Here is a 26,221-nt window from a genome sequence, read left to right on the forward strand (position 1 = left end):
ATGCTGTCCTCACTGCGATCATCTGTTTTGACCCTCGGACTGGCGCTGTTTGCCCTGCCCGCCCACGCTTTCGACACAACCGCCCGCGCGGCCTATGTGATCGATCAGACGACCGGAACGGTTCTGCTGTCGAAAGAAGCAGACCAGCCCCTGCCGCCTGCGTCGATGTCCAAACTGATGACGCTCTACGTCGCGTTTGAGGCGCTGCGCGATGGCCGCCTGACCCTGGGGGAAACCTTGCCCGTGTCGGAACACGCCATGAGCTATGGTGGGTCGACCATGTTCCTGAACACGCAGGATCGTGTCAGCGTCGAAGATCTGCTGCGTGGCATCATCGTTTTGTCTGGTAACGACGCATGTGTGGTGATTGCCGAGGCGCTAAGCCCCGATGGGACCGAGGCCGGGTTTGCCCGCTACATGACACAGCGCGCCAAACAGATGGGCATGGACAACTCGAACTTCGCCAACTCGAACGGATGGCCGGCGGCGGGCCACATGATGTCGGTCCATGACCTTGCCGTATTAGCCAACCGGCTGATCAGCGACTTCCCCGAATACTACCCACTGTTCGCTGAAGAAGAGTTTGAGTTTGATGGCCGTGCGCCGTCTAACAAACGTAACCGCAATCCGCTGCTGAAACTGGGGATCGGGGCCGACGGCCTGAAAACCGGGCACACGCAAGAGGCGGGTTACGGCCTTGTCGGCTCGGCCAAGCAAGGCGACCGTCGGGTTGTCTTTGTCCTGACCGGCCTCGATAGCACCGCCCGTCGCGCAGAGGAGGCTGAGGCCGTGGTTAACTGGTCGTTTCGCAATTTTGTCGAGAGGACCATTGCCGACGCCGAAACGCCGATAGCCGAAGCCCAGATTTGGATGGGCGCCGAAAAAACTGTTGGGCTGGTGCCCGAAGGGGATCTGACCTTGTTGTTCCCAGTTCTCAATGACAAGGACGTCAAAGCTGAGGTCGTCTACGAAGGTCCGATCAACGCGCCTGTGGAAAAGGGGCAGAAACTGGCTGAGCTGGTGATCACACCCGAAGGATTGCCCGAAATCCGTCGCCCACTGTTCGCGGCCAAAGACGTGCCTGTAGGCGGCTTTGTCGTGCGCATGAAAACCGTTGGCGGTATTGTTCTAGAAGACGTGATCGGCAATCCGCTGGAGGCGATGTGACGAAGGCAGGGTTGTTTCTGACCTTCGAAGGTATTGACGGGTCTGGAAAGTCATCACAAGCACGAATGCTTGCCGAACATTTGCGTGGCCTCGGTTACGATGTCGTTCTGACCCGCGAGCCCGGAGGATCTGCAGGCGCTGAAGAGATCCGAAGCCTTGTTCTGGAAGGTGACCCGGATCGCTGGTCTGCAGAGACGGAAATCCTGCTATTTACGGCGGCCCGCCGGGATCATTTGGAACGCACGATCAGGCCAGCGCTGGCCGAGGGCAAAGTCGTGATCTGCGACCGCTTCGCCGACAGCACCCGCATGTATCAGGGCCTGTCGCGCGGCGATCTGCGGGGATTGGTCGATCAATTGCACGACCTGATGATCGGGCGCGAACCCGACATGACCGTTTTGATCGACATGGACCCCGAAACCGGGCTGTCCCGAGCCAAGGGGCGTCAGGGAACAGAAGAACGGTTCGAAGATTTCGGGCTGGATCTGCAACAACAGATGCGTGCAGGGTTTCTGGCCCTTGCGGATGAGTATTCCGACCGTTTCCGCGTGGTTGATGGTAACCGGGACATGGACAGTGTTGCACAGGATGTGACAGATATCGTTCTGCAAGCTTTGCGATAGACGGTAGATGAGCGACGACACCCCAACCCCGGATCAGGCACCCGGTGCCCCACACCCGCGCGAGACACTGCGCCTGTTTGGTCAGGACGCGGCGGAACAGGCTTTTCTAAGTGCCTATACCTCTGAGCGTCTGCACCACGGCTGGTTGATTACTGGTCCACGTGGGGTCGGCAAGGCGACGCTGGCCTGGCGGATCGCGCGATTTCTACTGACAACACCTCCGACTGAGGATGACGGGCTATTTGGTGCACCGCCACCGCCCGATAGCCTTGAGATCGATCCTGAACACCCCGTCGCGCACCGTATTCAGGCTGGGGCCGAGCCCGGCTTGGCCGCAATTACCCGATCTCTGAACGATCAGGGGCGGTTGCGTAATGAGATTGTGGTTGATGATATCCGCAAGCTTGGCAAGTTCTTCGGCCTTTCCTCGACTGACGGTGGCCGTCGCGTTGTGATCGTGGATGCCGCGGATGAGATGAATGTCAGCGCCGCCAACGCGCTGTTGAAAATGCTCGAGGAGCCCCCGGCCCGCACCACCCTGCTGCTGATCTCGCACCAGCCGTCGCGCCTGCTGCCGACAATCCGATCCCGGTGCCGGACACTGCGCCTGTCTCCGCTGGGATCTGAGGATATGGAAGCCGCGCTGATGCAGACCGGCACAGAAATGCCGGGCAAGGCGGATCATTTGGCTGCACTGGCTGCCGGATCCGTGGGTGATGCGGTGCGCCTGATCAACCTGGGCGGGCTGGAAATCTATGCCGAGCTGATTGCCATTCTGGGCACCCTGCCCCGAATGGACCGTCAGCGCGCGTTGGCCTTGGCCGAGGCTGCCGCCCAACGCGGCGCGGCCGAGCGGTTTGAACTGTTACTGACGTTGATCGACGTCGCCCTGTCCCGGCTTGCGCTGACCGGTGCAACCGGCGCGGCCCCGATGCCCGAGGCCGCGCCGAACGAGGCAGAAACCCTTGCCCGCCTGTCTGCGTCACCGCAGCAGGCCCGAAAATGGGCCGAGGTCGCAGCGGTGATCACCGCACGCGCGCGTCATGGGCAGGCGGTGAACCTTGACCCTGCCGCTCTGGTCCTAGATACGGTGTTCAAGATACAGGAAACCGCCGGTCAGAGCAGATGAGCAATCCCCCCGAAATCACCGACAGCCATTGCCATCTGGACTTCCCCGATTTCGAAGGTCAGTTGGATCAGATCGTGGCCAATGCTGCCGAGGCTGGCGTGACCCGCATGGTAACAATTTGCACCCGCTTGCGGAACGAACCAACCGTCCGCGCCATTGCCGAGGCCCACGCGCCCGTCTTCTACGCGGCTGGAACGCACCCTATGAGCGCCGCTGATGAGCCGATGGCATCGGTCGATGAACTCGTCGCCTTGTCCCGGCACCCTAAATTTGTAGGTATCGGCGAAACCGGGCTGGATTATCACTATACCGCCGACAGCGCAGCGGTGCAGAAGCAATCATTGCGGGTACATATTGAGGCCGCCCATCGCACTGGCCTGCCCCTGATCATCCACGCCCGTGCCGCCGATGACGACATGGCCCGCATTCTGGCTGAGGAACACCGCAACGCGCCCTATTCCTGCGTGATGCATTGCTTTTCGTCCTCTGCCGAACTGGCCAAAGCCGCCCTTGAGCTGGGGTTCTATTTGTCGATGTCCGGCATCACAGCATTCCCCAAAAGCCAGGAGCTGCGCGACATCTTTGCCAGCGCCCCAGTCGACCGCATCCTTGTTGAAACCGACGCGCCATACCTGGCCCCACCCCCGTATCGCGGCAAGCGGAACGAGCCCGCCTATACCGCCCACACAGCGCGCAAGGGGGCCGAGGTGTTTGGGATGGACTACGTCGATTTTGCTGCCCAAACGCAGGCAAATTTTGACCGGTTGTTCACCAAAGCAGCGACCTACAAGGCGGCTGCATGACCGAATTGCGATGCACCATCCTTGGCTGCGGATCATCCGGCGGCGTCCCCCGGCTGGGCGGGCATTGGGGCGATTGCGACCCCAAGAACCCCAAAAACATCCGTCGCCGCTGTTCAATGCTGGTGGAACGGGACGGGCCGGACGGTACAACCTCGGTGCTGATTGACACCACCCCCGACATGCGTAGCCAATTGCTCGACAGCGGGACCGGGCGGCTGGATGGCGTGATCTACACCCATTCGCACGCGGATCATGTTCACGGCATCGATGACCTGCGTATGATCGTGTTTAACATGCGCGAACGAGTGCCCGTGTGGGCCGATGGCGACACGCAAAACGCCTTGTTGGGACGGTTCGGTTACGCCTTTGTCCAGCCCGAAGGCTCGCCTTATCCGCCAATCCTTGACCTGAAGTCCATCGACGGCCCGTTCGAGGTAGACGGCCCCGGCGGCCCGATTCCGTTCCATCCATTCAAGGTCAACCACGGCTCGATCGACTCGCTTGGTTTCCGGATTGGCAACCTGGCGTACCTGCCGGATGTGGCGGAAATCTACGACGAAGCCTGGGCGACGATGGAAGGGTTGGATTGTCTAGTGATCGACGCGCTACGTCGGAAACCTCACCCGACCCATGCGCATTTGGAAAGGACGCTGGGCTGGATCGAACAACTGAACCCCAAGCGCGCGGTCCTGACCAACATGCATATCGATCTGGACTATGCCACGGTTGACGCGGAAACCGCCGACAACATCACCCCTGCCTATGACGGAATGGTGATCCATCAGGCGCTCTAAGACCCCACGCAACCGACCTGAGACGCAGCAATCCTGCGTCGGCCCAGCCTGCAAAGCGGTGCTATGCTTCAAAGTCTGATCGACGTCATTCTACCGGTTTTCCTTGTGATCGGAGCAGGTTATGCCTCGACCCGGTTGGGGTATTTCAAGGAAATTCACATCGATGGATTGATGAAGTTCACCCAGGGCTTTGCAATCCCATGCCTGCTGTTCCTTGCAATCTCACATCTGGATCTGAGTGCCAGTTTTGATCCTCGGCTTCTAGTCAGCTTCTACTCAGCAGCTGGATTATGCTTCACGGCCGGTCTGTTCGGTGCACGGTTTATCTTTGGCCGGGATTGGGAAGATTGCGTCGCCATAGGGTTTTGCTGTCTGTTCTCAAACTCTGTCCTATTGGGACTGCCGATTACCGAACGCGCCTATGGCCCCGAAAACCTGACCGGCAATTATGCGATCATCGCCTTCCATTCGCCCTTTTGCTACGGCGTTGGCATCACGGTGATGGAGGTTATTCGAAATCGCGGCCAGGGCGGTCCACGCATGGTCAAATCCATCTTGTCGGCCATGTTCCGCAATGCACTAATCCTTGGCATCGCGCTGGGTTTTGCAGTGAACCTGTCTGGTATTGGCATACCTGCGGTCGTGGACGAAGCCCTGGGCCTTGTGACCCGCGCCGCCCTGCCCGGGGCGCTGTTCGCGCTTGGCGGAGTGCTGGTGAAATACAAGCCCGAAGGCGACCTGCGCGCCATCGCCTTTGTTTGCGCGATATCCCTGATGCTGCATCCCAGTCTTGTCTGGTTATTCGGCTCAACAGTTGGTCTGCCACAGGACCTGTTCCGCTCAGGTGTGCTGACGGCAGCGATGGCGCCCGGTTTCAATGCTTACATCTTTGCCAATATGTACGGACGGGCAAAACGGGTCGCGGCCTCGTCCGTTCTGGTCGGAACCGGCGTCTCGATCCTGACAGTCTGGCTTTGGCTGACATTATTGGGATAGCGTGACGTCCCATGGATTGACTTTGCACCAGCCGGACACACCTAACTGAAAAGCCACAGGATACTCCTAAATGCCGCACGCCCTGATCGTCGCCCACGGCCAACCCTCGGACCCGGCCCCTGCTGATGCGGCGCTAGCTTCATATGCGGCAGAGGTCGATGCGTATTGCGATGGCGTCAGCGTTAGTTCAGCTACGCTTGCTGCGCCTGGATTGCTGGAGGCTCGTTTGGATGAACTGCCCGACGACACTGTCATCTATCCCCTTTTCATGGCCAAGGGGTGGTTCGTGACACGTGCGCTGCCTAAGCGTCTGGGTGATAGAAATATCCGAATTCTGGACCCGCTGGGCGTTGACTCTAAACTCCCCGCTTTGGCTGCGGGCGCGTTGCAGGATACGCTGTTGAACAAGGGGTGGGACGCGGACAAAACCGATCTGGTTCTGGCTGCACACGGATCGGGTCGCAGCCGCAACCCATCAGCTGTCGCCATTGAATTTTCTAAGGAATTGGCCGGGTGCGTGACCTTCCAATCCATCCGCGTCGGGTTTGTGGAAGAGGCCCCGTCCATTGCTGAAGCCGCGACCGGGGCTGGCGATCAATCTCTGTGCCTGCCCTTCTTTGCTTGCACGGGTGGGCATGTTTTGGAGGACGTGCCACAGGAGCTAGAGCGAGCGCGGTTCAATGGGCACGTGATGCCGGTTGTCGGAGAGCTTCCCCCAATCAAACGCCATATTGCGAGAACTCTGACGCGTGCTTTTACGCAGGATTAGCCTAAATAACTGACCGCGTGGGATCAGATGTTATTACGAACTGGCCGATTTCAGCCCATAGGCCGCAAGCTCCGAGAACAGACAATGCCGCGACCGTCCCTGCCGCTTTGCCTCGTACAGCGCCTGATCGGCTGCATTCAGCAGCTCTGCCGCTTCCGGATTGCCGAACTGCGTGGACAAGGCCGTTCCGATGCTTGCCGAAATCCTACACGGGGCACCCTGAAACATCATGGGTTGGCATAGCCGACTGATCAGGCGTCCTGCTATGTCAGAGAGGACATTTTCGTCGACCAGACCTTTAAAAATTATTACAAACTCATCACCACCGACCCGAGCGACCGTGTCCTCATTTCGGGTCTCTTCCTCCATTATGCGCGCAGCCTGTTGCAACACAAAGTCCCCCGCCGCATGGCCAAGGCGGTCGTTGACACTTTTGAAGAAGTCCAAGTCCAAATGCATAAGCGCAAAGGCGCAATTGCCCGAGATCAGGTGGCCAAGGACCACGTCCATCGCGCGGCGGTTTTTCAACCCGGTCAACATGTCTGTCACCGCCTGCTCTTCAGCGGCCAACATGGCCCCCTGCAGCCGCAGGTTCAGTGAGCGCGACGCCTCCATCGCGGCTGTTTTCGCCTCAACCAGATACAGCAGTTCAATCGACAGATCCGTGCCAGAGAAATCCGCGCTGGTCAGAGCATAGTCACGAACAGCGTCCAGGATAGAAATCCCGAAGGACAGGTTGATGATTGCCCCGCTCTCCTTTGGCAAAGGAGCGACCAGCCCCGTCAGCGCGGTCCGGGGTTCGTCGTGAAACTTCAGATGCACCTTGCCACCGGGCAGAGACAGCAGCGCGGAAATCGTTGTCACTGCTCGTGGTCTTACCAGTTCAAAAACGTCCAGAAAACCGCGACCCCGCATCGGATGGTCCGGGCGAAGCTTTTGCAGCGTTGGTCCCGCGTTTACGATCCTGCCTTTGTTGTCCACCATCACGAACATGGGGCACAACGTGTCCAAAAGAGCCGAGAGTTCAGAGGCTTGCATCATGACTTGCGCGCCCCAAGATCGAAATGACGCCCTTCGGCAAAGGCACTTTCCACGAGGACGATTGTGATGACTTCGGCCTCGCCCTGCGCCCCTTCATGCGACAGCATGGCCAATGCACCATAGTCATCCGCTATGGCCCGCAATACGCCCACCATCACGCTGGAATAGCCCGGCATGCCAGAATAGCAGTGCAGACGATACTCTGCTGGTGACACCTCTTGCAGTTCCAGCATCGGCAGGCGCAGATCCGAAACCGCTAGTCGGGCACGGTCTGACAGGTCATCCAGTGAGTGCAAAAACTCGACATATGTCACACCGCCGAATCGAAGCAGTCGGCGCAAACCTTCCATATTCGGGTGCGACACCAAATAGGTTCCAAGATCTTCCAGTATCTCGGCCCGTGGGCGATTCAAGTCAGCACTTAGCGCGTCCAAAACCTGCGCGGTCATGGCGTCGTCATAAAGCAGCATTGCCTCAAACTCGGAAAAACCCAGGCCCGCGGCCTCGGTCACCCGCAGCCAGCAGGGTTGTCCATAGGTCGCGCAAACAAATGACTGTATTGCCCGATTGATCAGACCATGCATGAGATGCCCCAAATTGGTTACACCCCAATCTGCTCAGATAATCCTTAACAAATACCAAAAAACACGATGCGTGGATGACTATCCGACAGAGTCTCAATCTGGAAGTTATTGTTGTTACATTAGAAATCCGTCGGCGCGCCACCCTCGTCCTTTCGGCGGGCAACAAAATCCTCCAGCTCTTCACGAATCCCGTCATCTATCGGCGGGGGCTCAAAGCTGGTTACGATTTCCTTGAACATGTGGTGGGCGCGCTCGGCCGTCCAGATACCACCTGCAACGTCCCAGCCTTCGTAATTTTTCCAATCGCTTAGGAACGGCTGATAGAACGCGGTCGTGTAGCGGTCCTGGGTGTGCTGAATACCAAAGAAATGGCCATCGTTCCCAACGGCCTTGATTGCATCCAGCGCGATTTCGTCCGGGCCTGTCGCTGTGATCTCGGGCTGCATGTATCGCTGGATTTGCTGTAGAATTTCGCAATCCATGATGAATTTTTCGGGGCTAGCAATCAGCCCGCCCTCAAGCCACCCGGCCGCGTGATACACCATGTTACTACCCGACTGCACCGCAGCCCAAAGCGAGTTCGATGTCTCCCACACCGATTGCCCATCCGGCACGTTTGCCGCACACACACCTGACGACCGCATGGGCAAGCCATAGTAGCGCGCCATTTGGCCGGTCATCTGGGTTGAGCGCATATATTCGGGCGTTCCAAACGCAGGTGCGCCAGATTTCATGTCAACGTTGGACGTGAACGTCCCGATAACACAGGGAATTCCGGGCCGGACATATTGGAACAGCGCAATTGCGCACAATGCCTCGGCCAGAGATTGCGCAACCGCGCCCGCCATCGTGACTGGCGCCATCGCACCTGCCAGTGTGAACGGCGTCACGACAATCGCCTGCCCGCGCCGCGCTAGGCGCAAACAGCCGTCAATCATCGGATGATCATGTTTCAACGGCGAGGTCGAGTTGATGTTGGTATACATCCGCGGAGTCGCCTCGAACTCTTCATGGCTGTGACCCCCAGCGATCCGGACCATTTCCATCACGTCCTCGACCCGTTCTTTGCCCAGCGAATAGGCATGCATTGCCTTGTCGGTCAGCGTCAGCTTGTCATAGAGAACGTCCAGATGCCGAACGCTGGCGTGGATATCGACCGGCTCGACCGGGTAGCCCCCGGCAAAGTGGATACAGTTGAAATACTGTGTCAGCTTCAGCAGATTCCGGCACATCTCGCGATTACCTGCCACCTTGGTGCCGATCTCAAGATCCCAGTAGTTCGGCGGAGAGGAGACGTTCCCGAACAGCAGGGTTTTGCCACCAACCTCAATCGTCTTGTCAGGATTCCGTGGAGTGATCGTGAACTTTGATGGCGCTTTGGCCACCATTTCCATCACAAAGTCACGACCCATACGAACGTTGTCGCCATTGATCGTACAGCCCGCCTCTTTCAGGATACCAAGCGCTTCTTCGTTGTAGAACTCGATCCCGATCTCTTCGAGGATGCGCATGGCCCCCTCGTGGATCGCTTCGATGCCAGCTTGATCCAACGGTTCGGTGGGTTTGTCGATGTTGATCGGCGGATTCCACGGCATTTGGTCGATCACCGCGCTGCCCCTGCGTGCCGCCGCACCTGCCCGTCCCCCTCCGCGACGTTTGCGAGTTTGTGTGTCAGCCATTGGAACCCTCCGGAACTTGCTTTCTTCAAGCAAGCCCCGAAGTCAGCCCAGTGGCCGCTCTATCTGCGACAAGGTTTGTCGGTTTTATTACTTGGACAGTCGAATTCAGCCGAAGCTGGATCAGTTTTCAGCCAACCAGGCGGGAATGTGACCGATGTCCGGCAGCACGACATCTGCCATCGGCGCAAGTGCCTCAGCCGGGGCCAGCCCGGTTAGCACCCCAATTGTAGTCATTCCCGCTGCACGCCCGGCCTGAAGATCATGCAGGCTGTCCCCCACCATGGCCACGCGTGACGGGTCGACACCAACATGGGTCGCAAATGCAATCAATTGCCCGGGTCCGGGTTTGAACCCATGGCCGCTGTCGTAGCCAGCAACAAAATCGAAGTGGTCGCGAATCCCGACCGAGGCGAGATGTTGCAGCGCAGGCATCTCCCCGTCGTTCGTGGCTACACCCAGTTTTAGACCCGCCTGCCGCAAAGCATCGAGGAAGGGAACCAGAGGAACAGCCGGCGCCTGTGTCGCCGTCGCCGATTCCGTGTTCAAAATGTCAATCAGCTCATCGCTGGGCATATCCGGGAAATAGGGCGCAAGAGCTTCGGCGATCTCTTCGACGGTCCCCGCAATCACGATGCTGTCGTCAGCATATTCTTCCGAAACCGGATCAAATCCGATGGCCTGGCCCAGTTCGGCAGCCCGTTTTTGGTCGCCATCTGACAGCTTTTCCAACACGCTGCGCCCGAAACCACCCCATGTGTTCGCAAAGTCAAACAGTGTTCCGTCCTTGTCGAACAAGATCGCATCGATGGGCATTACATGCTCCTGTCAGTGAATTGAATCAGGTCCAGTGAACGTCGCCACCGGACAAAACAGCCCGCGCCTGGCCCGGCAGGTCATAGGGCACGGAATTGGCGTCACAAAAGGCGATCACCCACGAATCGTCAAGCATCAAGAATTCTAGAACCGAATTCAGGAACTCCGGCTCTGATGCGCGAATCCGCAGATCCTTGGTGGATGCGCCCGTCGAACCCAGAAAAATCGGCAGCAATTCGTCATTCCCGACCAGCCAGCCAAGGACGTTCAGGGCAAGCGTTTCGGCGGATTGGGCGGTGATCGGCATAAAGAGGCCTCAGGTATGCACTTGGAAAGGGTTTGTTAACCAGACTCATAAACACTTTGGCAACGCATGCAATCAACGGTGATAGATATGTCCGTGCAAGGAACCATTCTTGTCCTCGACGGGACTTCGACCAATCGCATTATGCTAAAAGTTCAGCTGACGGCGGCGTGGTATCACGTGGTTCAGGCTGAAAAGCTCCATGGGCTGGCCGGGTTGCTAAGTCGTACGCGCCCCGATCTGGTGCTGGTGGCACAAACGCTGCCCGATGGCTCGGCTGCGGACGTCAAAAGACTGGTGATGGCCAATCCGGAACTGGCCGATGTACCGGTCGTTGCAATCGCACCGCAGAACGACAAGGCGGCAAGGTTGCAGGCATTGGCGGATGGGTTGGACGACGTGTTGGCGGCCCCGTTCAAGGACACCCTGCTTCTGGCGCGAATTCGCAGCCTGCTGCGCGCGCGCGCTGATACGCAAGAGCTTCAGCTGGGCGACGGATCACATCCAGTCGGATTTGCAGAACCCGCGACCGTGCTGATTACGCCGTCGAAATCGGCCCATGTGGCCATACTGACTCAGAACAGCCGGATCGGGACATTGTGGAAAACCGCATTGTCCGAGAGATCACATCACAGCCTAAGCACACATGCAGCTTCGAACATGCGCGCCTTGTTGTCGGGTCCGGTACCGGATGCGATTCTGGTCGAAATAGGAACGACCGCCACGGGGCTGAATGCGTTGGCGGATCTGAAGTCACGGGGGGCAACTCGGCATACCGTATTAATCGCCGTCTTGGCCGATGAAAACGCGACAATGGCGAGCGAGGCGCTGGATCGTGGCGCTGACGCCGTTTGCATGGGGGGGTTCTACGTCGAAGAGGTTCAACTGCATCTGGATAACCAGATCGCGCGAAAGGCCCGAATGGACCAAATACGCGCCTCATTAAGGCGTGGGCTGGCCGAGTCGTGGGTCGATCCGCTGACCGGGTTGCACAACCGTCGCTATGCAATGAAAGCCATGGATCAGATGGCGCGACAGCCATCGCGATCTGGTCACGGTTTTGTTGTCATGCTGGCAGACCTGGATCATTTCAAAACCATCAACGACCGTTTTGGGCATGTCAGTGGCGACCAGGTTTTGACCGAGGCCGCAAAACGCATGAAGCGCACGGTTGGCGCGGCGGGTTTTGTCGCGCGCATCGGAGGGGAGGAGTTTATTATCGGCCTGCCCGACAGCTCTCAGGCGGGGGCGATGGATCTAGCAAAGACACTGCGTGACTGTATCAGCAAGGCACCGTTTTCGCTTCCCGATATCTCGGCCGCCGTGCCTGTCACCATCAGCATCGGCCTGACTGCACCGAACCCGCCCCTGCCCCTTGGTGACCCGGTGGAGCGGTTGCTGAAATCCGCCGATACTGCACTTTATGCAGCCAAGAAGGCAGGTCGCAATCAAGTAAGGATCAGGCAGAGCGCTGCCTGAGACCCTCAGTCCTTTTTCTTGTGGCCACGCGGGCCTCGTTTAACGACCTCTTCCAACCGGTCGGCATAGACCAGACGATCTTCATCGCTCATGGCTTCAACCCGGGCCAACCACTCTTGCTGCAGCGCGTTCTGCAGGTCCGCCATGGACTGCGCTTGCTGGTCCAGCAGGGCCTGAACCGCTACTGCGTCAAAGGGATTTGCCCGCAAAGCAGTGCTGAGTTGGGCAAAATCCTGGGATCGGCTGTGTGCACCCTTTTTGTGTCGGTCGAACAGCTCGCCCCGCATGGCTTTACGCTCTTCCTTTGGCAGCGCACGATACAGCGCCGAACCAAAACCTGGCGGAGATTTTGCATGATCCCCCCCTTTGACCCGCAGTGCGGTCCCCAGGGCAACGCCGACGATCAGCAGGTTCAAGGCCAGCGAGATGACCAGTAGAACCGACATCCAGCGGTTTTTGGGTTTGGGACTATCGCTCATTCGGCGTCCTCCAGAAAACTCGTATCCAGACTTAGGTCAGCGACCACGAAACTAACATCCTGCGCGTAGATGTAATTGGCGGGATCAGGCAGAAATTCCGGTGCTGAAAAGCCGATCCAAACGCCCGCCATACTGGCTGCAACCAAACCGCCCATTCCCTGCCAGCCGCCAAACCCGGCCAGCAGACGCGCCCACAGAGAGTTGGTCTTTGGCTCATCTGGTTTCAGGCGACCCAGCCGAACAGATTCCGCGTCGGTGAGAATGCGCACAGCCAGATCATCCGGCAACTCTTGCCGATCCTGCCGGGCTTGGGCGAACAACAGATCCAGATTGTCTTTGTCGTCAGTCATCGTCGTACCCCAATTCATCACGTCGCCCGGCCAGAATCGCCGCTAACGACCGTTTTCCTCGTGCCGTAAGGCTTTCCACCGCTTCCACCGAAATGCCCATGATCCCAGCGATTTCGGGGTTGGGCAATTCCTCAATATGCCGCAAAACAACAGCTTGTCGCTGACGTTCAGGCAGTTCTGATAGTGCCATTTGCAGCGCATCCTTTCGGGCTGCGTCTTGTAGACGATCGGCTGCACTGGCCTTTTCATCTGCTGGCTCTGGCACATCCGCCAGTCGGTCCGGCGTCTTTTTGCGGCGCAGATCAACACACAGATTTAGCGTCACGCGATAAAGCCATGTCGATACTTTGGCCTGACCGGGCACCCAATCGGGTGCCATCTGCCACAGGCGCATCATCGCATCTTGTGTCACATCTTCAGCCTCGGCGCGGTTACCCAGAAATCGCAGGGCCACTGAAAAGCTGCGCGGTGCAAGCCGATCGGTGAGAACGCGCGCCGCTGCAGCATCGCCATTGGCAAACTGCCTGAGCAACACATCGTCGCCCAGTTCGTCCGCGGCGTAATCCACGCCGCGAACATCTTGTGGAGCAGAGGTCAGGTCCTCCATCCCGCATCAGCTGTCGTCAGAGTCCGCTTTCCCATGTTTCTTGTGGCGCTTCCCCATTCTGTCTTTTGCATCGGCAAATTCCCCTTCCGAGATGGCGCCATCGTCGTTCGCGTCGATCCGGTCAAACATCTTGTCAGCACGGCGCGGCTTGGGCAACTCGTCTTCGCTCAGAAAACCGTCCTTGTTGGCATCGTTGCGTTCAAACATCTTCGTAACACGTTCGTTGGCCTTCTTTTGACCTGCTGTCTGCATCTCTTCGACGCTCAGCTGGCCGTCGCCATCGGTGTCGGCATTGGTGAAACGCTGATTCCGATGAGCCTGCATTTCTTCCTTAGTCACCTGCCCGTCACCGTTCGCATCGAGCTGTTGGAAGGTCACAGGTTCGCGATCTTTACCGCCTGCGGCGAAAACGGATGTGCCGGTGATTGCCACTGCGGACACAATGATTGCCGGAATGAATTTGGCGCTTTTCATAACGTTTTTCCCTTGTTTTCGCGGCGCCATTGCCGCTGCTTACATAGGTTCAAACGGGGCAGGCACCCCATTCCGTCGCAGGAAGTGAAACTTTTTTGAAAACGTTATGGCGATGCAAAGCGACGCACCCCCTTTCCCGAAGCTACAAACAAGCGTTATATCCTCATCATTGGAACGCGCGAGTATCAACATGACAGATCAGACGATCGAAACCCACGATGTAGAAGACCGCCCGACAAAGCCAGCACTGGTCAAAGGGTTCCGTTGCCGTTGCCCAAATTGCGGCGAAGGCAAACTGCTGCACAGCTACCTCAAGGTTAACAACGAATGTTCGAATTGCGGACAAGAGCTGTTTCACCATCGCGCCGATGACGGGCCGGCCTATCTGACGATTCTTCTGGTGGGTCACCTGCTGGCACCGGCGCTGCACTTGTCTTATGTCCATTGGCGCCCAGAGCCCCTGACGATGTTCCTGGTTTTGGCAATTGGCTGTACTGCCCTGTCACTATTCCTGCTGCCACGATTGAAAGGGGCAGTTGTCGCCTATCAATGGGCTCGTCGCATGCACGGCTTTGGCCAGTCCGCGTGATCTTGGACCGCAAGTTGAGCAACGGATGACGGTGGACAAAACAGCCATACGCGACGCGGCGACAGTCATCGTTTTGCGGGATCGTCTGACCAATCCATCCATCCTGATGGGGCAACGCGGTGCAAAAGCCGCGTTCATGCCCAACAAATTTGTCTTTCCAGGCGGCGCTGTCGATGCGTCTGATGCAGATGTTGCACTGTCAACAGATCTGCCCGCTGTGTGCTGTGATCGCCTTGCGGAGCGGTCACAAGCCGGGCTGCAAAATGCCTTGGCGGCGGCGGCGATCCGAGAGCTTTGGGAAGAAACCGGACTGATTTTGGGCCAACCAGGTGATTGGGCGGGCCCGCGGACCGAAGATTGGGCGACATTTGCGCAGATGGGATACCGCCCATCGGCACAAGCACTTCAGTTCGTTTTTCGTGCCGTCACCCCGCCTGGGCGACCCCGCCGGTTCGATGCACGCTTTTTCCTGGTGGACGCCGCCGCAATACAGGGCGATCTGGATGATTTCAGCCACGCCTCGGACGAGCTGTCACATCTGCAATGGGTGCCGCTGGACCGGGCGCGCGAATTCGACCTGCCGTTCATTACAGAAGTCGTGCTGGCCGAAATCGCCGCTCGGGTGACAGACCCAACGCCACCTGAAACTGTTCCGTTCTTTCTGAACAGTGAGGAGGAAAGCCTTTTCCTCAAGCTTCGCGGTTATCCCATGCCAGAAGCAGACTGAGGGCCGGTGGCCCTCAGACACGTTATTTCATGCGGCTGATTACCGTGGTGACTTCGGGCTTTTTCCCAATCTCGGTCTTTGCTGTTTGGCGAACAATCCGGCGTATTGCCTCTTCCAGTTTGTCATCATCGCGCAGGGTCTTGGCATCGGCCCGCATCAGGAACTGATTCAGGTCTTCTTCTAGAACTTCAACCAATGCAGCCCGGGACGATCCAATCTCGGACAGACCCATCGTATCGCACCACGGCTCGCCCAGTGGTTCGTCCTCTTCGTCCAGAATGACCGTGACTGTGACGTGCCCGTTCAGCGCCATGCGAATCCGGTCACGCACCACCCCATCCAGGGCGCCAACTTTGACCGTGCCGTCCAGATAGGTCCGTCCGGTTTCGACATAATCGACAACCCGTGGCGCATTCCCTGTCAAATCCAGCATGGTTCCGTTTACGGCCAGAATACCGGTACGCCCACCAGCTTCGGCCAGTTTGGCATGCTCGCGCAGGTGACGATGTTCACCGTGCATCGGAATGATCATCTGCGGATCGACCAGCCCATGTACTTTCTCAAGATCCGGACGGTTGGCGTGACCAGACACATGGTACAGGCCCGCACTGTCATCGACCACATCCACGCCCTTTTCACTGAGCTGGTTCATGATGAAAATCACGCCACGCTCGTTGCCTGGGATGGTTTTGGACGAGAAGAGAAACAGATCGCCCTCTTTCAGTTCCAACCCGCGGTATTTGCCCCGCGCAAGTTGTGCGCTGGCCGCGCGGCGTTCTCCCTGGCTGCCGGTGACGATCAGCATCAGGTTCTGGCGCGGCATGTCCACAGCCTCTTCGGCGCTGACGACGCGTGGAAAGCTGGTCAGAATGCCCGTTTCGGTCGCGGCTTCGATCATCCGGCGCATCGCGCGACCCAGCAGAACGACCGAGCGCCCCGCCCGTTCACCTGCCTCGGCCAGCGTCTTAACCCGTGCGACATTCGACGCAAATGTGGTGGCGACAACCATGCCGCTGGCTTCCTCAACCAGCTTGGTGATCTCGGGACCGACCTCGGATTCCGAGCGACCCGCATGGGGGGAAAACACGTTCGTACTGTCACACACCAGCGCTTTGACGCCAGACTTGGCAACCTCAGCCCAGAGGTTGGGGTCAAAAGGTTCACCAACGATCGGATTTTCATCCAGCTTGAAGTCGCCGGTATGTACGATCCGCCCCTCTGGCGTGTCGATCACCAGGGCAGCGCTTTCGGGGATCGAATGCGAGACCGGCAGGAAACCCACCTTGAACGGACCAACGGAAATCTGTTCGGGCCAGGCCGATGCAGTATGCACGGCATCCTCGGGGTGTCCGTGCTCTTCCATCTTGCGGCGCGAGATGTTGGCAGTGAAGGCCCGTGCGTAGACAGGCGCACCCAGCGCCTCATAGCAATGCGCCACAGCGCCCACGTGGTCCTCGTGTGCGTGGGTTACGAACACGGCCTCCAGCCGGTCGGCACGTTCGCGCAGCCACGAGATGTCCGCGTGGATCAGGTCAACGCCCGGAGTGGTGTCCATGTCGGGAAATGTCACGCCCAGATCCACAAGGATCAGCCGTTCCTGTCCGGGTTTGCCATAGCCGTAGACATAGGCATTCATGCCAATTTCGCCGGCACCACCCAGCGGTAGGTAGATCAATCTTTCGCTGCTCATGTCGAGCCATTGTCCTTGTTATAGCGATGAATCACGGTCAGGCCGTGCATCGTCAGATCATCTTCGATTGCGTCAAACCCCACGTCCGCCTGATCGAACAGCGGCGCGAGCCCACCGGTTCCAACGACTTTCATCGGCATTCCATATTCCGCCTTGATCCGGGAAATCAGCCCCTCGATCAATCCGGAATAGCCCCAATACACGCCGGATTGGATACAGCCAACCGTATTCGTGCCAATCACATTTTCAGGGCGGGTGATATCGATATGCGGCAGGGCAGCCGCGCCCTGATGCAGTGCCTCGAGGCTGAGGTTCACGCCCGGCGCAATGATCCCGCCGACATAGGCCCCATCCGCCGCAACAACATCAAAGTTCGTCGCCGTGCCAAAATCCACGACAACCACATTGCCGCCATGCCGGTCAAACGCAGCGACCGCGTTGGCCAGACGATCCGGGCCGGGCACTGTACCCTCGTCAACACGCGGATTCATCGGCAACAGGCAATCGGGTTTGCCCACGACAAGCGGCCGACACCCAAAGAACCGATCAGCAAAGACCCGCAGGTTGAACACAACGCGCGGCACGGTCGAGGCGATGATCACATCAGTAATTTCAGCCTCGATCCCATAGTGTTTTACCAGCGTCGAATACCACGTGAAGTAAGCATCGGCCGTGCGCGCATGGTGGGTCGATGTGCGCAGGGTGCACAGAAACTTTTCACCGTCCCAGATCGAGAACACAGTGTTCGTGTTGCCGCAATCAATTGCCAGAAGCATCTGAGCCTCCTTCAGAAAAACACATCCGCCGCCGGAATACTGACGCGGCCTTTGGCGGTGTTTAGGACAAGGTTGCCCCCTGCGTCCACCGTTTCAAAGGTTCCAACCGTTTCCGACGCTGCGGTACGGGCGGTGATGACCTCACCCAACTTGGCAGCCCGGGCCAACCACGCGGTCCGGATCGGTTCAAACCCGTAAGTCACGAATTGGTTCTCGTATCTGGCATAGGCGACAGCAAGTTCTGTCAGGAAATCCTCGGGCGTTACGTTGCCTCCAGCTTCGGACAATAGGGAAACCGGTCGGACGGCGCCGGGTTCTACTTGATCTGCTCCGGGTGCCTCTGACAGGTTCACGCCGATGCCTATGGACAAGTGCGAGACGCCGCGCCCCTGCCCTGTACTTTCCAACAGGATACCCGCCAGTTTGCCGCCGTTCAGCAATACATCGTTGGGCCATTTGAGCGACAAGCCCGTCGCCAGTCCGGTCACTGCAACGCAGGCGTCAAACAGCGCCAGCGCAGCCACAAAGCTGCGCAGTGCGGCCTGTTCCGGATTTCCCTGTGGCCGCATCAAAAGGGTCGCGGCCAGATTTCCCTTGGGATTGGCCCACGCCCGACCCCGTCGCCCACGCGCCGCCGTCTGGTGATGCGCCATGATCCAAACCGGACCGGTCGTGGTCGGAGCCATGCGGGTGGCCTCGTTCAATGTGCTGTCGACCTCTTGCAGCACGTGCAGGCCGTATCCCTGTGGCCAGTCTGTCATGTCAAAAAGGCCCGGTCCGCTGACCGAGCCCCCAAGTTTGCTGTGTTACGCTGATCAATTGACAAGAGTGGCCGCCGCAGCTGCCGCCGCGCCTTCAATACCGAACTGATAGAACACACCCACCAGCATCAACGCGGCCGAGCCCATTAGAGCAACCCACAGAACCGGCGAAGAATGCGTTTCGATCGGGTCGTCGTTTTCAGCTCCGAAATACATGTAGAACACGATCCGCAGATAGTAAAAGGCACCAATAACAGACGCGATGGCTGAGGCGATCACCAGCCCGGTCAGGCCCGCGCTTACGCCGGCCTGCCAGACACCGAATTTGGCGAAAAAGCCCAGCATTGGTGGGACGCCCGCCAGGCTGAACATCAGGATCAGCACCGCCAGCGCCTTGCCCGGTTCGCGTTTGGAATATTGGCGCAGGGCGTCGATGTCCGTGACCGGTTTACCGTCCCGCTCCATCATCAGAATGAAAGCGAAAGTGCCGATATTCATCGTCACATAGATGGCCAGATACATCAGCATAGCCTTGATGCCCAACTCGGTTCCCGCAGCCAGTCCGATCAGCGCATAGCCCATATGGGCAATCGACGAGAACGCCATCAGCCGCTTGATGTCACGCTGGCCAATCGCTGCGACCGCACCCAGCAGCATCGACAGAACAGAAAGCAGGACAATCACCTGTTGCCAGTCCTTGATCACGCCTCCAAAAGCGTCGTGCATCACGCGTGCGAACAGGGCCATGGCAGCCACTTTCGGCGCTGTGGCAAAGAAAGCGGTGATAGGCGTGGGCGAGCCTTCGTACACATCCGGCGTCCACATGTGGAATGGCACGGCGGACACTTTGAACGCCAGTCCCGAGATCAGGAACACCAGACCAAACAGCAGGCCAACCGAAATCTCACCATGCTGAACCGTTTGGATGATACCCGAGAACAGCGTGGTGCCTGTAAACCCATAAACCAGCGAGGCACCGTACAGCAGCAAGCCCGAGCTCAGCGCACCAAGCACGAAGTACTTCAAACCGGCCTCGGTCGATTTGGCACTATCCCGGCGCAGCGCGGCCACGACGTAAAGCGACAGTGACTGCAGTTCCAGCCCCATATAAAGCGACATCAGATCGCCCGCGCTGACCATCATCATCATACCGACAGCGGCCAGCGCGACCAACAGAGGGAATTCGAACCGCAGCAGATCCCGACGCGCCATATATTCCTGACTCATCACCAGAATGGCAGCTGCTGATAGCAGGATCGCCACTTTCGAGAACCTTGCAAACCCGTCATCTACAAACATGCCGTTGAACGCGACATTGGTGCCATCGCCGTTGGTCGCGATCCAAATCGCCAGTAGTCCCATCAACCCAGCGGTTGTCCAGACCAGCAAAGGTGCCAGCCCGTCTTTCGTCGTGTAGACAGCCGCCAACAGCGCCGCCATCGCATATACGGCCAGAACAATCTCTGGCAGGATTATCGTCAGATCAGCCTGGATCATGTCTCCAAAGCCCCCTTAATGCGATGCGGCTGACTGGGTCGCGGCCTCAGCCGCGGCCAGAGCCATGTCATAGTTCGAAATCAGCGCGGCGGTCGAGTTGCCGATCACATCGGTCACCAGCGACGGGTAGACGCCCAGCAGGATGGTCATCACGATCAGCGGCGCAAAGATCAGCCGCTCGCGCGAGCTCATATCCGTCATCGCCTTGAGGCTTTCCTTGATCAAATCGCCAAAGACCACTCGGCGATACAGCCATAGCGCATAAGCTGCCGAGAAGATCACGCCAGAAGCCGCCACAGCCGTCACCCATGTGTTGACCTGGAAGGTGCCCATCAGTGTCAGGAATTCTCCGATGAATCCACTGGTGCCCGGCAGACCTACATTGGCCATGGTGAACAACATGAAGACCAGCGCATAGGCTGGCATGCGAATGACCAACCCACCGTAAGCCTCGATGTCGCGAGTATGCATCCGGTCATAGATCACGCCAACACACAGGAAGAGCGCGGCTGAGATGAACCCGTGGCTAAGCATCTGGAAGATCGCGCCGTCAATGCCCTGCTGGTTCGCAGCAAAGATGCCCATGGTCACAAAGCCCATATGCGCGACCGAGGAATACGCGATCAGCTTTTTCATATCTTCCTGCACCAGCGCCACCAGCGAGGTGTAGACAACGGCAATCGCTGACATCCACAACACCAGATCGGTCATTACTGCCGAACCCACCGGGAACATCGGCAGGCTGAACCGCAAGAAGCCATAGCCGCCCATCTTCAACAGGATCGCCGCAAGAACGACCGACCCGGCGGTCGGCGCCTGAACGTGCGCATCCGGCAGCCAGGTGTGTACCGGCCACATTGGCATCTTCACCGCGAAGGATGCAAAGAACGCCAGGAACATCAGTGTCTGCATACCGCCGACAACATAGACGCCCAGCACGCTGAACCCTTCGGACGAGAAGTGATGGCTCATCAGTGCTTCGATATCGGTAGTGCCCGCGTCCGCATACATCGCGACCATCGCCACCAGCATCAGCACTGATCCAAGGAAGGTATAGAGGAAGAACTTGAAGCTGGCGTAGATGCGTTCTTTGCCGCCCCAGATGCCGATGATCAGGAACATCGGGATCAGACCTGCCTCGAAGAACAGGTAGAACAGCACCAGATCCAGCGCCATGAACACGCCCAGCATCAGCGTCTCCAGAAGCAGGAAGGCGATCATGTATTCCTTGACGCGGTCCGTGACGTGCCAGCTGGCCAGAATGGTCAGGGGCATGATGAAGGTGGTCAACAAGACAAACAGAACGCTGATACCGTCCACACCCATCTTGTATTTCAGACCCAGCAGCCATTCGCCTTCTTCCACCATCTGAAAGCCGGTGTTGGACGGATCAAACCCCGTATAGATGCCGATCGAGACCAAGAACGTCACCGTGGTTGCCACCAGTGCGACCCATTTGGCATTGCGCTGTGCGGCCACGTCCTCGCCATGCAAGAACAGGGCCAGAATGCCTGCTGCCACAGCGGGGATGAAGGTGACGATGGAGAGGATATTATCCATTAGTGTGCGCCTCCGCCGATCGAAATCCAGGTGACAAGGGCAGCGATACCCAAAACCATCCAGAAGGCGTAAGTGAAGATGTAGCCCGTCTGCGCCTTGCCAGCGAGGCGGGTAAAGAAGGGTACAACACCCATGGCCACGCCGTTGAGGAAACCGTCAATGGTGTTTCCGTCACCCCGTTTCCACAGGAACCGGCCCAGGGCGATGGTGGGTTTGACGAAGACCGCATCGTAGATTTCGTCAAAGTACCACTTGTTCAGAAGGAACAGGTACAGAGGACGTTGGTTCCGCGCCAAACGCGCCGGCAGCGACGTGTTCACGATGTAGAACCAATAGGCCACGATAAAGCCCAAAGCCATAGCAACAAAGGGCGAAACCTTGACCCACTTGGGGGCAGCATGCGCATCGTCCAGAACATGGTTATCCGGCGCGATGTAAATCGCGCCCTCGCCCGGCTCACCCGCGAAGACGTAATGGTGGTCGTCGCCGTGCGCCGCTTTTTCTTCGTGTCCGGCGTCATCACCATGGCTTTCATCCGCGTGCGCCTCATCCGCATGCGTATCGTCACCATGGGTTGTATCGGTTACACCGTGATCACTGGCCTCTGCATGCTCGGACGCCTCAGCCACCGGTATACCGTAGAACTTGCCGACCTTGTCTGTGTGACCAAAGAAGTTGCCATACCAGATCATCCCGGCAAACACCGCGCCCAAGGACAGAACACCCAGCGGCACCAGCATGGTCATCGGACTTTCATGCGCGTGCTCATGCGTATGCTTGTCGCCACGCTCTTCGCCATAAAAGGTCAGGAAAATCAGACGCCAGCTGTAGAATGACGTGAACGCCGCCGCGATCACCAGCATCCAGAAGGCATATCCGGTGCCGCCGGCAAAAGCGCTTTCGATGATGGCATCCTTGGACAGGAACCCGGCGAACCCGATTTGGGTCAGCGGGATGCCGACGCCTGTAATCGCAAGGGTGCCGATCATCATCGCCCAGAATGTATAGGGGATCTTCTTCCGCAGGCCGCCGTATTCGGTCATCTCCTGCTCGTGATGCATCGCGTGGATCACCGAACCTGCGCCAAGGAACAACAGCGCCTTGAAGAAAGCATGGGTCAGCAAGTGGAACATCGCTGCCGAATACATACCAACACCCGCGGCCACGAACATGTAGCCCAACTGAGAACAGGTCGAATAGGCAATGACGCGCTTGATGTCGGTCTGAACCAGGCCAACGGTCGCGGCGAAAAACGCGGTCGAGGCCCCAAGGAAGGTGATGAACCCGGTGGCACCCGGCGCAAATTCCATCAATGGCGACATCCGGCAGATCAGGAACACACCCGCCGTCACCATGGTTGCAGCGTGGATCAACGCCGACACAGGCGTCGGGCCTTCCATCGCGTCCGGCAACCAGGTGTGCAGGATCAGCTGTGCCGATTTACCCATTGCGCCGATGAACAGCAGGACGCAGATCACCTCGATTGCGCTCCACTCACCCCAAAGGAAATGCAGCTTCTCTTCGGCCAGCGCAGGGGCCGAAGAGAAAATGTCTGAGAAATTGATGCTGTCCGTCAGGAAGAACAACGCGAAGATGCCCAGAGCAAAGCCAAAGTCGCCAACCCGGTTCACGATGAATGCTTTCATCGCCGCCGCATTGGCCGTGGGCTTGCGATAATAGAACCCGATCAGCAGGTACGAGGCTACACCCACACCTTCCCAGCCAAAGAACATCTGAACCAGATTGTCGGCTGTCACCAGCATCAGCATGGCGAAGGTGAAGAACGACAGATAGGCAAAGAAGCGCGGCTTATAGCTCTCGCCCTCGCGCCATTGCGGATCGTGATCCATATAGCCAAAGGAATAGAGGTGCACGAGCGCCGAAACCGTCGTCACCACGATCAGCATGATCGCGGTCAGCCGGTCCAGTCGAACGGCCCAGCTTGTCGACAGCGAACCGCTTTCGATCCAGCGCATGATCTCGATCTGCTGGGTCACACCGTCGAACGAAAAGAACACGATCCAGGACAGCAGACAGGCCAGAAACAGCAGGCCAGTTGCGGTCCACATGGCGGCTTTCTCGCCAATGAACTTCCAGCCGAACCCGCAGAGCAGCGCGCCCACCAGCGGGGCAAAGAGGATGGTGGTTTCCATGTTCTCTTACCCCTTCATCATATTGACGTCTTCAACCGCGATGGTGCCACGGTTGCGGAAGAAGCAGACCAGAATGGCCAGCCCGATCGCGGCCTCGGCCGCCGCCACGGTCAGCACGAACAGCGTAAACACCTGCCCGACCAGATCGCCGAGAAAGCTGGAAAACGCCACGAGGTTGATATTCACGGCCAGCAGCATCAGTTCGATGCTCATCAGCAGGATGATGACGTTCTTGCGGTTCAGAAAGAGACCGAAGATGCCGATGACGAACAGCGTCGCCGCGACCGTAAGATAGTGTTCAAGTCCGATCATCGTCTTAAAGCCCCTGCCCCGGTTTCACGTCCTTCAACTCCATCGCCTTGGCCGGGTCGCGCATCATCTGGCCGACGATGTCCTGACGCTTGATGTCCTTGCGGTGGCGCAGAGTCAGAACGATGGCTCCGATCATGGCCACCAGCAGGATCAGGCCCGCCAGTTGGAACAAAAGGAAATATTGATCGTAAAGGATGACACCCAGCGCCTCGGTGTTGTGGCGCTCCACCGGGATCGGTTGCGCAAGATTGGCGGTAGCTCCCTGCGCGCTGTCCCATGCGCCAAAGGCCATGACGAACTGCATCAGAATGACCAGGCCAATCAGCAGAGCCAGCGGCATATAGCGCGCCATCTCGGCCTTGAGCTCGGCAAAGTCAACGTCCAGCATCATCACCACGAACAGGAACAGCACCGCAACCGCGCCCACATAGACGATGATCAGCAGCATCGCCACGAACTCGGCCCCCAGCAGCACGAACAGCCCCGCCGAGGACAGGAAGGACAGGATCAGCCACAGCACCGAGTGCACCGGTTGGCGGCTGATCACCGTGAACAGCCCGCCGGTGATGGCGCTGATGGCAAACAGGTAGAAGGCAAAGACGGTCATTGATCCTCATCCTCGTTGTCGCCCATGACCTCTTGCGCCAGTTCCAACGCGCGTGTCATGGCCGGGATGCCGGCAAAGACCGACATCTGACCGATCGTTTCCACGATCTCTTGTTTCTTGGCACCCGCTTCCAGCGCGTGGCGCACGGTCTGGCGCACTGCCGCGTCCGCTTGCGCACCCTGACAGGTCAGCCCGGCCAACGTCAGCAGCAGGCGGGTTTTGGCATCCAGCCCGTCTTTGTTGACGGTATTGCCGAACATCATTTCCATGACCTCTTTGGGCATGGTCGGCCACAGCGCCTCGAACCCCTTGGGCGAGAAATTCTCCATCGCCGGGTTCATCGCCTTGGCCATGTCCTGCGCCTGCTTCATCATCAGGTCGAACGGATTTTGGGGCGTGTCACTCATCTGTACGGCGCGTCCATTTCCAGATTGCGGGCAATCTCAGCTTCCCAGCGTTCGCCGTTATCGAGCAGTTTTTCCTTGTCGTAGAACAGCTCTTCGCGGGTTTCTGTCGCGAATTCAAAGTTCGGACCTTCGACGATGGCATCGACCGGACAGGCCTCCTGGCAAAAACCGCAATAGATGCACTTGGTCATGTCGATGTCATACCGCGTGGTACGGCGGCTGCCGTCTTCGCGCGGTTCGGCGTCGATGGTGATGGCTTGTGCCGGGCAAATCGCTTCACACAGCTTGCAGGCGATGCAGCGTTCCTCGCCGTTCGGGTAACGTCTCAGGGCATGCTCACCACGAAAGCGTGGGGAGAGAGGGCCTTTTTCGTGCGGGTAATTGATGGTGGCCTTTGGGGCGAAGAAATACTTCAACCCCAGTTTCATGCCGACCCAGAAGTCTTGCAGAAGGAAGTATTTGGCGGCACGAGTGTAATCGATTTGGGTCATGGCTTAGGAATCCTTCTCGCAGCGTCCAATTGTGTCTTCTGCAATCGCCGACATCTGATCCACGATATCTGGCGTATCAGGATCGAGCGCTAATGTGCGACGGTCAAACTCTCTCATACGCGTGCATTCCGACATATTTGTCGCGCTCAGCAACTGATCCACCTTCATATCGCTCGGAAACTCACCGTTTTCGATTCCCCAATTGACGAACTCTTCCAAGTGAGCACGGTCTTCCTGTGTGATCCAAAGGCAATCAACCAGACCCAACAAAGCGATAGATTTGTTGTGCATCCCCTCTGAAATCGGATCACCATTGGCTAGGTGGCTCCGATAAACCGCCATGTCGCCAACCTGGATCGCGTTAACAAGGGCACCAATGGCAAACTTATCGAAGGCAGAATGCTGGTCCACATCAACCCTCGGGTCCAACCCACCTGTGTTATTTGCGAGAATGCCTAGAACCTTATCGTCGATAGCGGATACAGCGTCAATTTCAGATCCACAGAACCCGCGTGCCAAATCAAGCATGTTCCGCAGCTCCAATGGCTCAGCTTTATCAG

General features: G+C 58.1%; 30 protein-coding genes. 10 read left to right on the forward strand and 20 right to left on the reverse strand.

Features of this window, described 5'->3' with window-relative positions:
* The 7 genes from AC2FJC_RS00185 to AC2FJC_RS00215 all read left to right on the forward strand — a co-directional run bounded on the left by AC2FJC_RS00185 (position 1) and on the right by AC2FJC_RS00215 (position 6,281).
* Positions 1–1,167 (forward strand): D-alanyl-D-alanine carboxypeptidase family protein, encoded by a 1,167-nt coding sequence (locus AC2FJC_RS00185; protein WP_108861555.1) that lies wholly within the window; start codon positions 1–3, stop codon positions 1,165–1,167.
* Positions 1,164–1,790, forward strand: coding sequence for a dTMP kinase (gene tmk, locus AC2FJC_RS00190; protein WP_108861556.1), 627 nt, complete (start codon positions 1,164–1,166; stop codon positions 1,788–1,790). Before AC2FJC_RS00185 ends, tmk begins: the two co-directional genes overlap by 4 nt.
* Positions 1,791–1,797: 7 nt before the next feature.
* Positions 1,798–2,919 (forward strand): DNA polymerase III subunit delta', encoded by a 1,122-nt coding sequence (locus tag AC2FJC_RS00195; protein ID WP_496737968.1) that lies wholly within the window; start codon positions 1,798–1,800, stop codon positions 2,917–2,919.
* Positions 2,916–3,722, forward strand: coding sequence for a TatD family hydrolase (locus AC2FJC_RS00200; RefSeq protein ID WP_496737969.1), 807 nt, complete (start codon positions 2,916–2,918; stop codon positions 3,720–3,722). Before AC2FJC_RS00195 ends, AC2FJC_RS00200 begins: the two co-directional genes overlap by 4 nt.
* On the forward strand, positions 3,719–4,516 hold the full coding sequence (locus AC2FJC_RS00205) for an MBL fold metallo-hydrolase (protein WP_496737970.1): 798 nt from the start codon (positions 3,719–3,721) through the stop codon (positions 4,514–4,516). The genes AC2FJC_RS00200 and AC2FJC_RS00205 overlap by 4 nt, the downstream gene beginning before the upstream one ends.
* A 63-nt stretch (positions 4,517–4,579) precedes the next feature.
* Positions 4,580–5,512 carry an AEC family transporter gene (locus AC2FJC_RS00210; protein ID WP_496737971.1) on the forward strand — a complete coding sequence of 311 codons (933 nt, stop codon included), beginning with the start codon at positions 4,580–4,582 and terminating at the stop codon, positions 5,510–5,512.
* A gap of 70 nt (positions 5,513–5,582) precedes the next feature.
* The gene (locus AC2FJC_RS00215; RefSeq protein ID WP_496737972.1) at positions 5,583–6,281 is read left to right on the forward strand and encodes a CbiX/SirB N-terminal domain-containing protein; all 699 of its coding nucleotides are present in this window, start codon (positions 5,583–5,585) and stop codon (positions 6,279–6,281) included.
* A gap of 33 nt (positions 6,282–6,314) precedes the next feature.
* Here the strand turns inward: AC2FJC_RS00215 and AC2FJC_RS00220 are convergent, their stop codons facing one another.
* The 5 genes from AC2FJC_RS00220 to AC2FJC_RS00240 form a co-directional block, all read right to left on the reverse strand.
* Positions 6,315–7,322, reverse strand: coding sequence for a diguanylate cyclase domain-containing protein (locus AC2FJC_RS00220; protein ID WP_496737973.1), 1,008 nt, complete (start codon positions 7,320–7,322; stop codon positions 6,315–6,317).
* Complete coding sequence (locus AC2FJC_RS00225; protein WP_496737974.1) at positions 7,319–7,906, reverse strand: heme NO-binding domain-containing protein; 588 nt, start codon at positions 7,904–7,906, stop codon at positions 7,319–7,321. Before AC2FJC_RS00225 ends, AC2FJC_RS00220 begins: the two co-directional genes overlap by 4 nt.
* A 119-nt stretch (positions 7,907–8,025) precedes the next feature.
* Positions 8,026–9,585: a trimethylamine methyltransferase family protein gene (locus tag AC2FJC_RS00230; RefSeq protein WP_496737975.1), complete on the reverse strand. Its 1,560-nt coding sequence runs from the start codon at positions 9,583–9,585 to the stop codon at positions 8,026–8,028.
* A 120-nt stretch (positions 9,586–9,705) separates the two neighbouring features.
* Entirely contained in the window at positions 9,706–10,398 is a 693-nt protein-coding gene (locus AC2FJC_RS00235) for an HAD family hydrolase (protein WP_496724522.1), read from the reverse strand.
* 25 nt (positions 10,399–10,423) lie between these two features.
* Positions 10,424–10,705 (reverse strand): DUF3572 domain-containing protein, encoded by a 282-nt coding sequence (locus tag AC2FJC_RS00240; protein ID WP_496737976.1) that lies wholly within the window; start codon positions 10,703–10,705, stop codon positions 10,424–10,426.
* Between the two features lie 87 nt (positions 10,706–10,792).
* On the opposite strand from AC2FJC_RS00240, the gene AC2FJC_RS00245 reads away from it, so the two are divergent.
* On the forward strand, positions 10,793–12,181 hold the full coding sequence (locus tag AC2FJC_RS00245; protein WP_496737977.1) for a diguanylate cyclase: 1,389 nt from the start codon (positions 10,793–10,795) through the stop codon (positions 12,179–12,181).
* Between the two features lie 5 nt (positions 12,182–12,186).
* Here the strand turns inward: AC2FJC_RS00245 and AC2FJC_RS00250 are convergent, their stop codons facing one another.
* The 4 genes from AC2FJC_RS00250 to AC2FJC_RS00265 are packed head-to-tail and all read right to left on the reverse strand — an operon-like array spanning position 12,187 to position 14,091.
* Positions 12,187–12,660 carry a periplasmic heavy metal sensor gene (locus tag AC2FJC_RS00250; protein ID WP_496737978.1) on the reverse strand — a complete coding sequence of 158 codons (474 nt, stop codon included), beginning with the start codon at positions 12,658–12,660 and terminating at the stop codon, positions 12,187–12,189.
* Complete coding sequence (locus AC2FJC_RS00255; protein ID WP_496737979.1) at positions 12,657–13,010, reverse strand: hypothetical protein; 354 nt, start codon at positions 13,008–13,010, stop codon at positions 12,657–12,659. The genes AC2FJC_RS00250 and AC2FJC_RS00255 overlap by 4 nt, the downstream gene beginning before the upstream one ends.
* Positions 13,003–13,617, reverse strand: coding sequence for an RNA polymerase sigma factor (locus tag AC2FJC_RS00260; RefSeq protein WP_496737980.1), 615 nt, complete (start codon positions 13,615–13,617; stop codon positions 13,003–13,005). Before AC2FJC_RS00260 ends, AC2FJC_RS00255 begins: the two co-directional genes overlap by 8 nt.
* A gap of 6 nt (positions 13,618–13,623) precedes the next feature.
* Entirely contained in the window at positions 13,624–14,091 is a 468-nt protein-coding gene (locus AC2FJC_RS00265; RefSeq protein WP_496737981.1) for an EF-hand domain-containing protein, read from the reverse strand.
* Between the two features lie 190 nt (positions 14,092–14,281).
* On the opposite strand from AC2FJC_RS00265, the gene AC2FJC_RS00270 reads away from it, so the two are divergent.
* Together AC2FJC_RS00270 and AC2FJC_RS00275 are read left to right on the forward strand one after the other, a co-directional pair.
* Positions 14,282–14,680: a DUF983 domain-containing protein gene (locus AC2FJC_RS00270; RefSeq protein ID WP_058279642.1), complete on the forward strand. Its 399-nt coding sequence runs from the start codon at positions 14,282–14,284 to the stop codon at positions 14,678–14,680.
* A 25-nt stretch (positions 14,681–14,705) separates the two neighbouring features.
* The gene (locus AC2FJC_RS00275) at positions 14,706–15,407 is read left to right on the forward strand and encodes an NUDIX hydrolase (RefSeq protein WP_058279673.1); all 702 of its coding nucleotides are present in this window, start codon (positions 14,706–14,708) and stop codon (positions 15,405–15,407) included.
* Positions 15,408–15,429: 22 nt separating this feature from the next.
* On the opposite strand, the gene AC2FJC_RS00280 is transcribed toward AC2FJC_RS00275, so the two are convergent.
* The 11 genes from AC2FJC_RS00280 to AC2FJC_RS00330 are packed head-to-tail and all read right to left on the reverse strand — an operon-like array spanning position 15,430 to position 26,189.
* A complete protein-coding gene (locus AC2FJC_RS00280) occupies positions 15,430–17,097 on the reverse strand; it encodes a ribonuclease J (RefSeq protein WP_496737982.1) in 1,668 nt (555 codons plus the stop codon).
* A complete protein-coding gene (locus AC2FJC_RS00285) occupies positions 17,094–17,873 on the reverse strand; it encodes a type III pantothenate kinase (protein ID WP_496736426.1) in 780 nt (259 codons plus the stop codon). Before AC2FJC_RS00285 ends, AC2FJC_RS00280 begins: the two co-directional genes overlap by 4 nt.
* Before the next feature lie 11 nt (positions 17,874–17,884).
* The gene (locus tag AC2FJC_RS00290; protein ID WP_496737983.1) at positions 17,885–18,634 is read right to left on the reverse strand and encodes a biotin--[acetyl-CoA-carboxylase] ligase; all 750 of its coding nucleotides are present in this window, start codon (positions 18,632–18,634) and stop codon (positions 17,885–17,887) included.
* Between the two features lie 54 nt (positions 18,635–18,688).
* Positions 18,689–20,131, reverse strand: coding sequence for an NADH-quinone oxidoreductase subunit NuoN (gene nuoN / locus AC2FJC_RS00295; protein ID WP_496737984.1), 1,443 nt, complete (start codon positions 20,129–20,131; stop codon positions 18,689–18,691).
* A gap of 15 nt (positions 20,132–20,146) precedes the next feature.
* Positions 20,147–21,691 (reverse strand): NADH-quinone oxidoreductase subunit M, encoded by a 1,545-nt coding sequence (locus tag AC2FJC_RS00300; RefSeq protein WP_496737985.1) that lies wholly within the window; start codon positions 21,689–21,691, stop codon positions 20,147–20,149.
* On the reverse strand, positions 21,691–23,844 hold the full coding sequence (nuoL, locus tag AC2FJC_RS00305; protein WP_496737986.1) for an NADH-quinone oxidoreductase subunit L: 2,154 nt from the start codon (positions 23,842–23,844) through the stop codon (positions 21,691–21,693). The genes AC2FJC_RS00300 and nuoL overlap by 1 nt, the downstream gene beginning before the upstream one ends.
* Positions 23,845–23,850: 6 nt before the next feature.
* On the reverse strand, positions 23,851–24,156 hold the full coding sequence (nuoK, locus tag AC2FJC_RS00310) for an NADH-quinone oxidoreductase subunit NuoK (protein ID WP_005984024.1): 306 nt from the start codon (positions 24,154–24,156) through the stop codon (positions 23,851–23,853).
* A 4-nt stretch (positions 24,157–24,160) separates the two neighbouring features.
* Positions 24,161–24,763 (reverse strand): NADH-quinone oxidoreductase subunit J, encoded by a 603-nt coding sequence (locus tag AC2FJC_RS00315; RefSeq protein ID WP_496737987.1) that lies wholly within the window; start codon positions 24,761–24,763, stop codon positions 24,161–24,163.
* Positions 24,760–25,170 carry a carboxymuconolactone decarboxylase family protein gene (locus AC2FJC_RS00320; protein WP_496737988.1) on the reverse strand — a complete coding sequence of 137 codons (411 nt, stop codon included), beginning with the start codon at positions 25,168–25,170 and terminating at the stop codon, positions 24,760–24,762. The genes AC2FJC_RS00315 and AC2FJC_RS00320 overlap by 4 nt, the downstream gene beginning before the upstream one ends.
* Positions 25,167–25,661 carry an NADH-quinone oxidoreductase subunit NuoI gene (gene nuoI / locus AC2FJC_RS00325; protein WP_050602762.1) on the reverse strand — a complete coding sequence of 165 codons (495 nt, stop codon included), beginning with the start codon at positions 25,659–25,661 and terminating at the stop codon, positions 25,167–25,169. Before nuoI ends, AC2FJC_RS00320 begins: the two co-directional genes overlap by 4 nt.
* A gap of 3 nt (positions 25,662–25,664) precedes the next feature.
* On the reverse strand, positions 25,665–26,189 hold the full coding sequence (locus AC2FJC_RS00330) for a hypothetical protein (RefSeq protein WP_496737989.1): 525 nt from the start codon (positions 26,187–26,189) through the stop codon (positions 25,665–25,667).
* Positions 26,190–26,221 lie beyond the last annotated feature (32 nt).

This window comes from Ruegeria sp. CDSB117, assembly GCF_059611005.1.

Coding starts and splice junctions, on each gene's coding strand:
- AC2FJC_RS00185 (WP_108861555.1), top strand. CDS start 1: ATGCTGTCCTCACTGCGATCATCTGTTTTGACCCTCGGACTGGCGCTG.
- AC2FJC_RS00195 (WP_496737968.1), top strand. CDS start 1,798: ATGAGCGACGACACCCCAACCCCGGATCAGGCACCCGGTGCCCCACAC.
- AC2FJC_RS00200 (WP_496737969.1), top strand. CDS start 2,916: ATGAGCAATCCCCCCGAAATCACCGACAGCCATTGCCATCTGGACTTC.
- AC2FJC_RS00205 (WP_496737970.1), top strand. CDS start 3,719: ATGACCGAATTGCGATGCACCATCCTTGGCTGCGGATCATCCGGCGGC.
- AC2FJC_RS00210 (WP_496737971.1), top strand. CDS start 4,580: ATGCTTCAAAGTCTGATCGACGTCATTCTACCGGTTTTCCTTGTGATC.
- AC2FJC_RS00215 (WP_496737972.1), top strand. CDS start 5,583: ATGCCGCACGCCCTGATCGTCGCCCACGGCCAACCCTCGGACCCGGCC.
- AC2FJC_RS00220 (WP_496737973.1), bottom strand. CDS start 7,322: ATGATGCAAGCCTCTGAACTCTCGGCTCTTTTGGACACGTTGTGCCCC.
- AC2FJC_RS00225 (WP_496737974.1), bottom strand. CDS start 7,906: ATGCATGGTCTGATCAATCGGGCAATACAGTCATTTGTTTGCGCGACC.
- AC2FJC_RS00230 (WP_496737975.1), bottom strand. CDS start 9,585: ATGGCTGACACACAAACTCGCAAACGTCGCGGAGGGGGACGGGCAGGT.
- AC2FJC_RS00235 (WP_496724522.1), bottom strand. CDS start 10,398: ATGCCCATCGATGCGATCTTGTTCGACAAGGACGGAACACTGTTTGAC.
- AC2FJC_RS00240 (WP_496737976.1), bottom strand. CDS start 10,705: ATGCCGATCACCGCCCAATCCGCCGAAACGCTTGCCCTGAACGTCCTT.
- AC2FJC_RS00245 (WP_496737977.1), top strand. CDS start 10,793: ATGTCCGTGCAAGGAACCATTCTTGTCCTCGACGGGACTTCGACCAAT.
- AC2FJC_RS00250 (WP_496737978.1), bottom strand. CDS start 12,660: ATGAGCGATAGTCCCAAACCCAAAAACCGCTGGATGTCGGTTCTACTG.
- AC2FJC_RS00255 (WP_496737979.1), bottom strand. CDS start 13,010: ATGACTGACGACAAAGACAATCTGGATCTGTTGTTCGCCCAAGCCCGG.
- AC2FJC_RS00260 (WP_496737980.1), bottom strand. CDS start 13,617: ATGGAGGACCTGACCTCTGCTCCACAAGATGTTCGCGGCGTGGATTAC.
- AC2FJC_RS00265 (WP_496737981.1), bottom strand. CDS start 14,091: ATGAAAAGCGCCAAATTCATTCCGGCAATCATTGTGTCCGCAGTGGCA.
- AC2FJC_RS00270 (WP_058279642.1), top strand. CDS start 14,282: ATGACAGATCAGACGATCGAAACCCACGATGTAGAAGACCGCCCGACA.
- AC2FJC_RS00275 (WP_058279673.1), top strand. CDS start 14,706: ATGACGGTGGACAAAACAGCCATACGCGACGCGGCGACAGTCATCGTT.
- AC2FJC_RS00280 (WP_496737982.1), bottom strand. CDS start 17,097: ATGAGCAGCGAAAGATTGATCTACCTACCGCTGGGTGGTGCCGGCGAA.
- AC2FJC_RS00285 (WP_496736426.1), bottom strand. CDS start 17,873: ATGCTTCTGGCAATTGATTGCGGCAACACGAACACTGTGTTCTCGATC.
- AC2FJC_RS00290 (WP_496737983.1), bottom strand. CDS start 18,634: ATGACAGACTGGCCACAGGGATACGGCCTGCACGTGCTGCAAGAGGTC.
- nuoN (WP_496737984.1), bottom strand. CDS start 20,131: ATGATCCAGGCTGATCTGACGATAATCCTGCCAGAGATTGTTCTGGCC.
- AC2FJC_RS00300 (WP_496737985.1), bottom strand. CDS start 21,691: ATGGATAATATCCTCTCCATCGTCACCTTCATCCCCGCTGTGGCAGCA.
- nuoL (WP_496737986.1), bottom strand. CDS start 23,844: ATGGAAACCACCATCCTCTTTGCCCCGCTGGTGGGCGCGCTGCTCTGC.
- nuoK (WP_005984024.1), bottom strand. CDS start 24,156: ATGATCGGACTTGAACACTATCTTACGGTCGCGGCGACGCTGTTCGTC.
- AC2FJC_RS00315 (WP_496737987.1), bottom strand. CDS start 24,763: ATGACCGTCTTTGCCTTCTACCTGTTTGCCATCAGCGCCATCACCGGC.
- AC2FJC_RS00320 (WP_496737988.1), bottom strand. CDS start 25,170: ATGAGTGACACGCCCCAAAATCCGTTCGACCTGATGATGAAGCAGGCG.
- nuoI (WP_050602762.1), bottom strand. CDS start 25,661: ATGACCCAAATCGATTACACTCGTGCCGCCAAATACTTCCTTCTGCAA.
- AC2FJC_RS00330 (WP_496737989.1), bottom strand. CDS start 26,189: ATGCTTGATTTGGCACGCGGGTTCTGTGGATCTGAAATTGACGCTGTA.